The 10,446-nt window shown below is 68.6% G+C and carries 10 protein-coding genes; 4 read left to right on the forward strand and 6 right to left on the reverse strand.

What is annotated here, in order from left to right:
- Nucleotides 1–4: 4 nt before the first annotated feature.
- From BZL64_RS06675 to BZL64_RS06690, 4 genes are read left to right on the forward strand one after another with little or no spacing between them, the layout of a single operon-like run.
- Nucleotides 5–214 (forward strand): hypothetical protein, encoded by a 210-nt coding sequence (locus BZL64_RS06675; RefSeq protein WP_086767099.1) that lies wholly within the window; start codon nucleotides 5–7, stop codon nucleotides 212–214.
- Nucleotides 211–849 carry an aminodeoxychorismate/anthranilate synthase component II gene (locus tag BZL64_RS06680; protein ID WP_086767101.1) on the forward strand — a complete coding sequence of 213 codons (639 nt, stop codon included), beginning with the start codon at nucleotides 211–213 and terminating at the stop codon, nucleotides 847–849. The genes BZL64_RS06675 and BZL64_RS06680 overlap by 4 nt, the downstream gene beginning before the upstream one ends.
- The gene (locus BZL64_RS06685; protein WP_086767103.1) at nucleotides 846–1,871 is read left to right on the forward strand and encodes a class E sortase; all 1,026 of its coding nucleotides are present in this window, start codon (nucleotides 846–848) and stop codon (nucleotides 1,869–1,871) included. Before BZL64_RS06680 ends, BZL64_RS06685 begins: the two co-directional genes overlap by 4 nt.
- A 29-nt stretch (nucleotides 1,872–1,900) precedes the next feature.
- Nucleotides 1,901–2,656 carry a class E sortase gene (locus BZL64_RS06690; RefSeq protein WP_086767120.1) on the forward strand — a complete coding sequence of 252 codons (756 nt, stop codon included), beginning with the start codon at nucleotides 1,901–1,903 and terminating at the stop codon, nucleotides 2,654–2,656.
- 105 nt (nucleotides 2,657–2,761) lie between these two features.
- Here the strand turns inward: BZL64_RS06690 and pknB are convergent, their stop codons facing one another.
- From pknB to BZL64_RS06725, 6 genes are all read right to left on the reverse strand, one after another.
- Nucleotides 2,762–4,756, reverse strand: coding sequence for a Stk1 family PASTA domain-containing Ser/Thr kinase (pknB, locus tag BZL64_RS06695; protein ID WP_086767105.1), 1,995 nt, complete (start codon nucleotides 4,754–4,756; stop codon nucleotides 2,762–2,764).
- Between the two features lie 169 nt (nucleotides 4,757–4,925).
- On the reverse strand, nucleotides 4,926–6,398 hold the full coding sequence (locus BZL64_RS06705; protein WP_086767107.1) for a peptidoglycan D,D-transpeptidase FtsI family protein: 1,473 nt from the start codon (nucleotides 6,396–6,398) through the stop codon (nucleotides 4,926–4,928).
- Nucleotides 6,395–7,834 carry an FtsW/RodA/SpoVE family cell cycle protein gene (locus BZL64_RS06710; protein WP_086767109.1) on the reverse strand — a complete coding sequence of 480 codons (1,440 nt, stop codon included), beginning with the start codon at nucleotides 7,832–7,834 and terminating at the stop codon, nucleotides 6,395–6,397. The genes BZL64_RS06705 and BZL64_RS06710 overlap by 4 nt, the downstream gene beginning before the upstream one ends.
- Before the next feature lie 27 nt (nucleotides 7,835–7,861).
- On the reverse strand, nucleotides 7,862–9,409 hold the full coding sequence (locus tag BZL64_RS06715; protein ID WP_244205236.1) for a Stp1/IreP family PP2C-type Ser/Thr phosphatase: 1,548 nt from the start codon (nucleotides 9,407–9,409) through the stop codon (nucleotides 7,862–7,864).
- Between the two features lie 140 nt (nucleotides 9,410–9,549).
- Entirely contained in the window at nucleotides 9,550–10,065 is a 516-nt protein-coding gene (locus BZL64_RS06720) for an FHA domain-containing protein FhaB/FipA (protein ID WP_086767113.1), read from the reverse strand.
- 10 nt (nucleotides 10,066–10,075) lie between these two features.
- Nucleotides 10,076–10,446 (reverse strand): FHA domain-containing protein (locus tag BZL64_RS06725; protein ID WP_143663012.1); only part of this gene is annotated, 371 nt, incomplete at its 5' end.

Raw genomic sequence — 10,446 nt, forward strand, 5'->3', positions numbered from 1 at the left:
TCTGGTGACGTACGGCGTGAGTCTGGTGCCGTGGTGCGACGGAAGGGACGGCATGTACGGCTGGATCTGGCGGCATCTGCCGGGAAACGCCTTGTTGAAGGCGCTGGTCTCGATCGTGCTGGTGCTGGCCACGGTGTATGTCCTTTTCCAGTACGTCTTTCCGTGGGCCGAACCGCTGCTTCCCTTCAACGATGTGACGGTGGACAACCAGTGAGCGCGCGCATTCTTGTCGTCGACAACTACGACAGCTTCGTCTTCAATCTGGTCCAGTACCTGTACCAGCTGGGCGCCGAGTGCGAGGTCCTGCGCAACGACGAGGTGTCGACGGCGCACGCCCAGGACGGATTCGACGGCGTTCTGCTGTCCCCGGGTCCCGGCACCCCGGAGGAGGCCGGCGTCTGCGTCGACATGGTCCGCCACTGCGCGAGCACCGGCGTGCCCGTCTTCGGCGTCTGTCTGGGCATGCAGTCGATGCAGGTGGCGTACGGCGGTGTGGTGAACCGGGCCCCGGAGCTGCTGCACGGCAAGACCTCGCTGGTCGAGCACGACGGCAAGGGCGTCTTCGCGGGTCTGCCCTCGCCCTTCACGGCGACCCGCTACCACTCGCTCGCGGCCGAGCCGGCGACGGTGTCGCCCGAGCTGGAGATCACGGCCCGCACCCAGGACGGCATCGTCATGGGTCTGCGCCACCGTGAACTGCCTGTCGAGGGAGTGCAGTTCCACCCGGAGTCGGTGCTCACCGAGCACGGGCACCTGATGCTGGCCAACTGGCTGGCGGAGTGCGGTGACCAGGGTGCCGTGGCGAGGTCGGCGGGGCTCGCCCCGGTGGTGGGCAGGGCCTCGGCGTGACCGCGCTTCGCCCCGAGCGCGAGGACTTGTACGGCGGCGAGCCGTTCGAGCCTCCCATCGACGAGGAGACGGTGGCACTGCGCGTGCCGCCGCCGCCCGGGTTCGTGTTCGGCGGCGAGTCCATATCCGTGTCTGGAGCCTCAACGGCCCCTCCCCTCACGGGAACCCCGGCGGGAGGCCGCGCGGCCCGCAGAAAGGCCGCCAGGGGCCGTCACGGGCGCCACGGCGGGCATGGTGGCCACGGTAGTGGGGATCGTGGGGCGTACGGCGGTGGTCCTGAGGATCCTCCGGGATCGGCGGGGAGGCCGCTGTCGCGGGTGGAGGCCCGCCGGCGGGCGCGGGCCAGCAGGCCGAGCGCGGCGGTCGTCTTCAGCCGGGCGGTCGGCGAGGTGTTCATCACCGCCGGTGTGCTGATGCTCCTGTTCGTCACCTACCAGCTGTGGTGGACGAACGTGCGGGCACACGCGCAGGCGGACAGGGAGGCGAGCAGCCTCCAGGACGACTGGGCGAGCGGCAAGCGCAACCCGGGCGCCTTCTCTCCGGGGCAGGGCTTCGCCATCCTGCACATCCCCAAGCTGGACGTGGTGGTGCCGATCGCCGAGGGCATCGACAGCAAGAAGGTGCTCGACAAGGGCATGGTCGGGCACTACGGCGAGGACGCGCTGAAGACCGCCATGCCCGACGCGAAGACCGGCAATTTCGGGCTGGCGGGGCACCGCAACACGCACGGTGAGCCGTTCCGGTACATCAACAGGCTCCAGCCCGGCGATTCGATCGTGGTGGAGACGCAGGACGAGTACTTCGTCTACAAGATGGCGTCGATCCTGCCGGTGACCTCGCCGAGCAACGTGAGTGTCCTCGACCCCGTGCCGCCGGACTCCACCTTCACGGGGCCGGGCCGGTACATCACGCTGACGACGTGCACGCCGGAGTTCACCAGCAAGTACCGGATGATCGTCTGGGGCAAGATGGTCGAGGAACGGCCGCGCAGCAAGGGCAAGCCGGATGCGCTCGTCGAGTAGGCGTGCAGTCGAGTAGGGGCAGAGTGAACGTGGCAGCGACCACCGGCGACACCGAGCACGAAGAGCACAGCGGCGCGCGGGCCGCCGCCTCCCCGCCCCCGCGGCGGCGCGGCGGACGGATCGCCCAGGCCGTCAGTGTCTTCGGGGAACTCCTCATCACGGCCGGGCTGGTGCTCGGCCTCTTCGTCGTCTACTCGCTGTGGTGGACCAACGTGGTCGCCGACCGCAAGGCGGATCGGCAGGGCGACAAGGTCCGTGACACCTGGGCGCGGGAGAACACAGGACCGGGTGCGCTCGACACCGGGAACGGCATCGGTTTCCTGCACGTGCCCGCCATGGACAACGGCGAGGTCCTGGTCGAGAAGGGCACCTCGTCGAAGATCCTCAACGATGGCGTCGCCGGCTACTACACGGACCCCGTCAAGGCCACGCTCCCGACCAGCGGCAAGGACGGCAACTTCTCTCTCGCCGCCCACCGTGACGGCCACGGCGCCAAGTTCCACAACATCGACAAGCTCGATGAGGGCGACCCGATCGTCTTCGAGACCAAGGACAACTGGTACGTCTACAAGGTGTACGCCGTCCTGGCCGAGACCTCGAAGTACAACGTCGAGGTGCTGGGCGCGGTCCCGGAGGAGTCGGGCAAGAAGAAGGCCGGCAAGTACATCACCTTGACCACGTGCACGCCGGTCTACACGAGCCGCTACCGGTACGTGGTGTGGGGGGAGCTGGACCGGGTGGAGAAGGTGGACGCGGACCGGACACCGCCGGAGGAGCTGCGCTGACGCGGGCGCCCAGGCGCCCACCCCACTGAGTATGAGCAAAGGCCTCGGGCCCTGCCGGACGGATGTCCGGCAGGGCCCGAGGCCTCTTTGCGTGGGGCCCGGTGGCTATCCCGAGGTTCCGCCGAAGAAGACGGCCCCTCCGTTGTTGCCCCCGTTGTCCCCGCCGCCGTTGCCGCCGATGGTGACCAGGTTGACCGTCTGCCCCCTGTTCACCGTGCTGCCCGGGGCCGGGTCGGAGTTGATGACGGTGGCGTTGTCGTCGTTGACAGTGACGTTCCCGACGTTGAGGCCCGCGTCCTGGAGTGCCTTCTTGGCGTCCTTGAGGCTCATGCCCTGGAGGTTGCCCGGCACCTGCGTCTGCTGGTTCGCGGGGGCCTTGCCGATCTGGATCTGGACCTGGGAGCCCTTGTCGGCCTTCGAGTTGGCCTGCGGGGTGGTCCCGATGACCTTGCCGACCAGGTTCGGGTCCTGGGTGTCGACCTCGACGCAGTTGCCGACCAGGTTGTTGGCCTCCATCTGGGCCTTGGCCTGGTCACAGCTCTGGTTGAGGACGTCGGGGACGGTCGCCTTGTCCTCCGCCTTGGCGATGGTGAGGGTGACCTTGGAGCCCTTCTCGACCTCGGTACCCAGCCTCGGGTCCTGGCCGGTGACGGTGCCCGGGGGCTCCGCGGAGATCTCCTGCTTGGTCTCGACGACCAGCTGGTACTCGTCACCCTCGAGGAGCGTCTTGGCCTCATCGAGGGTCTTGCCGAGGACGCTGGGCACGGTCACCTTCGGCGCCCCCGTGGACACCACCAGGTTGACGGCGGAGTTCTTTTCGACCTCTATTTTGGGGTCGGGGTCCTGGTCGCAGATGTTGCCCTTGGCCTGGTCCTCGCAGGGCTTCGGCGTGACCGTTCCGACCTTGAGGTCGATATTGGCCAGTTGCTGCCTGGCCTGGGCCTCGGTCTTTCCGAGGAGGCTGGGCACCGCCACCGTGTCGTTGCCCGCGCTCTCACCGTCGAAGGCCCACTTCCCGATCAGGATGGCGCCCAGGAGGACCAGTACGGCGGCGACGATCAGCAGGATCGTCGAGGTGTTGGACTTCTTCTGGCGGCGCCGGTCGGGACGGTCGTCGTAGCCGAAGCCGCCGTCGTCCGGGTTCATCGGGGGCAGCATCGAGGTGGCGCCGCCGTCCGCGGAGCGCAGTGCGGTCGTCGGCTGGTCGTCCGGGTAGCCGCCGTAGCCGACCGCGCCCATGGCGGCCGTGGCCGCGACGGGCTGGCCGTCGAGGCAGGCCTCGATGTCGGCACGCATCTCGTCGGCGGACTGGTAGCGGTAGTTGGGATCCTTGACGAGGGCCTTCAACACGATCGCGTCCATCTCGGGCGTGATCTCGGGGTCGAAGACGCTGGGCGCCTGGGGCTCCTCGCGGACGTGCTGGTAGGCGACCGCCACCGGGGAGTCGCCGACGAACGGCGGCCGTACGGTCAGCAGCTCGTAGAGCAGGCAGCCCGTGGAGTACAGGTCGGAGCGGGCGTCGACCTGCTCGCCCTTCGCCTGTTCCGGCGAGAGGTACTGGGCGGTGCCGATGACGGCCGAGGTCTGCGTCATCGTCATGCCGGAGTCGCCCATGGCGCGGGCGATGCCGAAGTCCATGACCTTGACCTGGCCGTTGCGCGTCAGCATGACGTTCGCCGGCTTGATGTCGCGGTGCACGATGCCGGCCCGGTGCGAGTACTCCAGCGCCTGGAGGATGCCGATGGTCATCTCCAGTGTCCGCTCCGGCAGCAGCTTGCGGCCGGAGTGGAGCAGTTCGCGGAGCGTGGAGCCGTCGACGTACTCCATGACGATGTACGGGATCGAGACCCCGTCCATGTAGTCCTCGCCGGTGTCGTAGACAGCGACGATCGCGGGGTGGTTGAGCGAGGCGGCCGACTGGGCCTCCCGGCGGAACCGGGCCTGGAAGGAAGGGTCGCGCGCGAGGTCCACGCGCAGCGTCTTCACCGCCACGGTGCGGCCGAGGCGGATGTCATGCGCGAGGTAGACCTCGGCCATGCCACCACGGCCGAGCACATGGCCCAGCTCGTACCGGCCGCCGAGGCGACGCGGCTCTTCCATAGCTACCTACCAGCCCTCTCCGTCGGTCCCGACCGGCACACGTGTGCGGTCGGTGGCTGCCGTCCGGGCATACCGTACCCGGATGGCGCTGTGTGACCTGGCCAAGCCCGTCACCCGATACAGGACCGGTATCGCAACGTGCACCGATGTGTAGGCGACGTGATGGGGGTCACTTGTTGCTGTCGATGACTGCCTTCATGACGTCCTTCGCGATCGGGCCGGCGAGACCGCCACCGCTGATGTCACCACGGTTGGCGGCGCCGTCCTCGACGACGACCGCGACGGCGACCGGCGAACTGCCGTCGGCCAGCTTCGCGTAGGAGATGAACCAGGCGTACGGCTTTTCCTTGTTGTTCAGGCCGTGCTGGGCGGTACCGGTCTTGCCGCCGACCGTGACGCCGGGGATCTTCGCCTTGCCGCCGGTGCCCTGCGGGTCGTTGACGACCGTCTCCATCATTTCCTGGAGCTTCTGAGCAGTTTCCGAGGACACCGCCTGGGACAGCTCCTCCGGCTCGGTCGTCGCGATGGTGTCGAGGCTGGCGGCCTTGAGCTGGTCGACCATGTACGGCTTCATCAGCTTGCCGTCGTTGGCGATGGCCGAGGCGACCATGGCCATCTGGAGCGGGGTGGCCCGGTTGGAGGCCTGGCCGATGCCGGCCATGGCGTTCTGCGGCTCGTTGTCCTCGGGGTAGACGCTCTCGGAGGCGCGGACCGGGGTGTCCAGTTCCTTGTTGTTGAAGCCGAACTTGTTCGCCTGCTCGATCATCTTCTCGTTGCCGACGGTGTCGGCCATCTTCGCGAAGACGGTGTTGCAGGAGACCATGAGCGCGTACCGCAGGTTGGCGTTCTCGCACGTACCGTGCTCGTTGGTGAGATCGGTGGTGGTCTTCGGCAGCTGGTACGGGTCCGGGGTCTTGGTGGCGTCGTCGATGCCGGACACGACCTTGTTCTCCAGTGCCGCGGCCGCGGTGACCACCTTGAAGGTGGAGCCCGGCGGGTAGACCTCGCGCAGCGCCCGGTTCAGCATCGGGTCGTCGGGGTTGTTCTTCTTCTGGACCGCGTTCCACGCCTTGGCGTCCTCGTCGGAGGTGCCTGCGAACTTCGACGGGTCGTACGACGGCGTCGAGACCAGCGCGAGGATCTTGCCGGTGGCCGGGTCGATCGCCGCGACGGCGCCCTTCTTGTTGCCCAGGCCCTCGTAGGCGGCCTTCTGCGCGGCGGCGTTGAGGGTGGTGACGACGCTGCCGCCCTCCTTCTTCTTGCCCGTGATCATGTCGAGCGTGTTGCGGAAGAAGAGCCGGTCGTCGTTGCCGGTGAGGATGCCGTCCTCGAGCTTCTCCAGCTGGTTGGCGCCGAAGGCCTGCGAGGAGTACCCGGTGACCGGCGCCCACATGGGGCCGTTGGTCCAGGTGCGCTTGTACTTGTAGTCGCCGCTGGTGTTCTCGACGGAGCCGGTGATGGCCTTGCCGCCGACGATGATGTCGCCGCGCGGGGTGGCGTAGCGGGCGATGTTGACGCGGCGGTTCTCGTCGTCGGAGGCCAGAGTGTCGGCCTTGACGTACTGGAGCCAGTTGTCGCGGATGAGGAGGGTGAGGATCAGGAGTCCGCAGAAGATCGCGATCCGGCGCAGGGGCTTGTTCATGACGGGCGGACCACCTGGGTCATCTCGGCGTCGGGGTTGGATGCGGGGGCCGGGGCCGGACGGCGCGCGGTGTCGCTGATTCTGATCAGGATGCCGATCAGGGCCCAGTTGGCGATGACGGAGGAGCCGCCGTAGGCCAGGAACGGCATCGTCATGCCGGTCAGCGGGATGAGGCCCATCACACCGCCGGCCACGACGAACACCTGGAGGGCGAACGCGCCCGACAGGCCGATGGCGAGCAGCTTGCCGAACGGGTCGCGGGCGGCGAGGGCGGTGCGCACACCGCGCTCGACGATCAGGCCGTACAGGAGCAGCAGTGCCATGAGACCGGCGAGGCCGATCTCCTCGCCGAAGGTGGCGAGGATGAAGTCGGAGTTGGCGGCGAAGCGGATCAGTTCGGAGTGGCCCTGGCCCCAGCCGGTGCCGAGGGTGCCGCCGGAGCCGAACGCCCAGAGTGCCTGCATCGCCTGTTCGGAGTGGCCTGCCTGGCCCTGCCGGGAGAGCGTGTACTCCTTCATCGGGTCGAGCCAGGCCTGGACACGCTGCTGGACGTGCGGTTCGAAGCTGGCGACGCCGACCGCGCCGACCGCCGACATCAGCATGCCGAAGACGATCCAGCTGGTCCGCTCGGTGGCGACGTACAGCATGATGACGAACATTCCGAAGAACAGCAGTGAGGTGCCGAGGTCCGTCTCGAAGACCAGGATGAGGATCGAGATGAACCAGACGACCAGGATCGGGCCGAGGTCGCGGCCACGCGGCAGGTACAGGCCGATGAAGCGGCGGCTGGCGAGGGCGAGTGCGTCGCGCTTCACCATCAGGTAGCCGGCGAAGAAGACGGCCAGTGCGATCTTGGCGAACTCACCGGGCTGGATGCTGAAGCTGCCGACCTGGATCCAGATCTTGGCGCCGTAGATGTTGCGGCCGAGACCGGGCACCAGGGGGAGCAGCAGCAGTACCAGCGCGCCCACCATCGAGATGTAGGTGTAGCGCTGGAGGACGCGGTGGTCCTTGAGGAAGATCAGCACGACGACGAAGAAGGCGATGCCCATCGCCGTGTACATCAGCTGGCGGGGCGCCGCGTTGCCGGCCTGCTGGATCGACTGGAGCAGCTTGGACTGGTCCAGCCGCCAGATGGCTACGAGTCCGAGGCCGTTCAGCAGTGTCGCCAGCGGCAGCAGCAGGGGGTCGGCGTACGGTGCGAACTTGCGGACGACCAGATGGGCGGCGCCGGCCAGCAGGCCGAGGCCCAGGCCGTAGCTGAGCAGGCCGGACGGCACCTCCTCGTTGATGGCGAGGCCCACGTTGGCGTAGGCGAACACCGTGATCAGCACCGCGAACACCAGGAGTGCCAGTTCGGTGTTGCGGCGGCTCGGTGTGCCGATGGAGCCGATCGTGGACGTGTGGTGCGTCGGCGAATTGGTTGTACTGCTCATCGTGTGACGGGGCCTCTCACGGCTTGCCTACTGCTTACCGCACAGCGAGACGACCTTCTGCTCATCCTCCGAGAGGCTGGGGCCGGGGCCGGGAGTGGCGGTCGCTGACGTGGACGGAGACGTGGACGGGGACGGTGTCGATCCCGACGGGGTCGGGGTCGGCGTTGCCTTGGACGTGAGGGAGACGGGAGTGGTTCCCGTGGTGCCGTCGGCCTTGCCCTCATCCGTTGTGGAACCGGCCGAACTGGGGGTCGCGGTGGTCGATTCCGCCTGCTTGCGGCATGCGGACGCCTGTACGGCCAGTTCGTCGATCTTCTTCTGGGCGGTGGACAGGCCGCCTTCGGGGATCGTCGCCTCGACCTGCTTCTGCTGGTACTGCGGCAGGTACTTGAGTTCGATCTCGGGGTGATCCTTCTCCACCTTCGAGAGCGAGACCCAGGCCAGGTCCTGGTTGATGCCCCGGTACAGGGCGACGTGTTCGCCGTTGGTGCCGACGTAGTACTGGGTCTGCGTCCAGCGCCAGCCCGCGTAGAGGCCGCCACCGATGACGGCGAGCGCGAGGGCGCTGTAGAGGGATCTCTTCAGCCACCGGTTGCCCTTGCGGGGCTTGACGAAGTCGTCGTCGGTGTAGTCGCCGAAGCCGTCGGTGGGGATGAAGCCGGTGACGTCACCGGAGCCGGGCGGGCCGAACTCGCCGCCGCCGCCCTGTCCGCGGCCCTGACGGCCGAGGCCGGAGGCGCGGCCGGCCGGGGTCTGCATGATGCCGTTGTCGTGCGGCTGGAGCTGGTTCTCGGCCACGGCGCCGACCACGACCGGGGTGTCGGACAGCTGCCCGGCGAGGGTGTCCCCGGTGTCCAGGTCCAGGACGTCGGCGACGATCACGGTGATGTTGTCGGGGCCGCCGCCGCGCAGGGCGAGCTGGATCAGCTCCTGCACGGTCTCCTGCGGGCCCTGGTAGCTGGCGAGGGTGTCCTCGAGCGTCTGGTGCGAGACGACGCCGGACAGGCCGTCGGAGCAGATCAGATAGCGGTCGCCGGCCCGGACCTCACGGATCGACAGGTCGGGCTCCACGTGTTCACCGCTGCCCAACGCGCGCATCAGCAGCGAGCGTTGGGGGTGGGTGGTGGCTTCTTCCTCGGTGATCCGGCCCTCGTCGACGAGGCGCTGCACCCAGGTGTGGTCCTGGGTGATCTGGGTGAGTACGCCGTCGCGCAGCAGGTATGCGCGCGAGTCGCCGACGTGCACGAGGCCCAGCCGCTGGCCCGTCCACAGCAGCGCGGTCAGGGTGGTGCCCATGCCTTCGAGCTGCGGGTCCTCCTCGACGAGCGAGCGCAGCTGGTCGTTGGCGCGCTGTACGGCCGTACCGAGGGAGGTGAGGACGTCGGAGCCGGGCACGTCGTCGTCGAGGGCGACGATGGTGGAGATGGCCTCGGAGGAGGCGACCTCGCCGGCGGCGGCGCCGCCCATGCCGTCGGCGATGGCGAGCAGGCGTGGACCGGCGTAACCGGAGTCCTCGTTGCCCTCCCGGATCATGCCCTTGTGCGATCCGGCGGCGAAGCGCAGTGACAGGCTCATGCCCACCTCGCCCGTCGGCCCCGGGTACAGCCGGTCGTGTCGAGCCACACTGCCCACCCTCCGGTCGGGAGCGCGCCGGGGCCCGGGGTGCCGGCCGACCTGGCGTGCTCGCTCCGCTCGCGCTCACTCATGATGTAGCACTACTTCCGAAGCTCGATGACGGTCTTGCCGATACGGATCGGCGCGCCCAGCGGGATCGGTGTGGGAGTCGTCAGCCGCGTTCGGTCGAGATAGGTGCCGTTGGTGGAGCCCAGGTCCTCGACGATCCACTGGCCGTCGCGGTCCGGATAGATCCTGGCATGGCGGCTGGAGGCGTAGTCGTCGTCCAGCACGATGGTGCTGTCGTGCGCGCGCCCCAGGCTGATGGTCTGGCCCTGGAGCGCGACGGTCGTGCCGGTGAGCGTGCCCTCGGACACGACCAGTTTCGTCGGGGCGTTGCGCCCCCTGCGCCCGCCCCCCGTCGCGGGTTGCTGGCGCTGTTGCGGGGGCGCCTGGCGCTGGGCCTGCTGCGGTCGGGCCGCTTCCCGGCGCGCACCGCGCTGGGTGACACGCGTACCGAACAGGTCGCTGCGGATGACCTGCACGGCCACGATCACGAACAGCCACAGTACGGCCAGAAAACCCAGCCGCATGACCGTGAGGGTCAGCTCTGACATTGCCCCCGCTTCACCCTTCGGCTTGCCGGTAAATGATGGTGGTGTTGCCCACGACGATCCGCGAGCCGTCGCGGAGCGTAGCGCGGGTGGTGTGCTGCCCGTCCACCACGATGCCGTTGGTGGATCCGAGGTCCTGGATCGTCGAGGGTGTTCCGGTCCGGATCTCGCAGTGCCGGCGGGAGACGCCGGGGTCGTCGATCCGCACGTCGGCCTCGGTGCTGCGGCCCAGCACGAGCGTCGCGCGGGAGATCTGGTGGCGGGTGCCGTTGATCTCGATCCAGTGGCGGGTGCGGGACCCGGGCGCCGGGGCGCCCGCGAGTCCGCCGCCCGCCGCGGGGCGCTGACCGCCGGCCGCGGGCGGGTAACCGTACCCGCCGGGGC

Source organism: Streptomyces bobili (assembly GCF_002154575.1).
Classification (GTDB): Bacteria; Actinomycetota; Actinomycetes; order Streptomycetales; family Streptomycetaceae; genus Streptomyces; species Streptomyces bobili.

Coding starts and splice junctions, on each gene's coding strand:
- pknB (WP_086767105.1), bottom strand. CDS start 4,756: ATGGAAGAGCCGCGTCGCCTCGGCGGCCGGTACGAGCTGGGCCATGTG.
- BZL64_RS06715 (WP_244205236.1), bottom strand. CDS start 9,409: ATGAGCCTGTCACTGCGCTTCGCCGCCGGATCGCACAAGGGCATGATC.
- BZL64_RS06710 (WP_086767109.1), bottom strand. CDS start 7,834: ATGAGCAGTACAACCAATTCGCCGACGCACCACACGTCCACGATCGGC.
- BZL64_RS06720 (WP_086767113.1), bottom strand. CDS start 10,065: ATGTCAGAGCTGACCCTCACGGTCATGCGGCTGGGTTTTCTGGCCGTA.
- BZL64_RS06705 (WP_086767107.1), bottom strand. CDS start 6,398: ATGAACAAGCCCCTGCGCCGGATCGCGATCTTCTGCGGACTCCTGATC.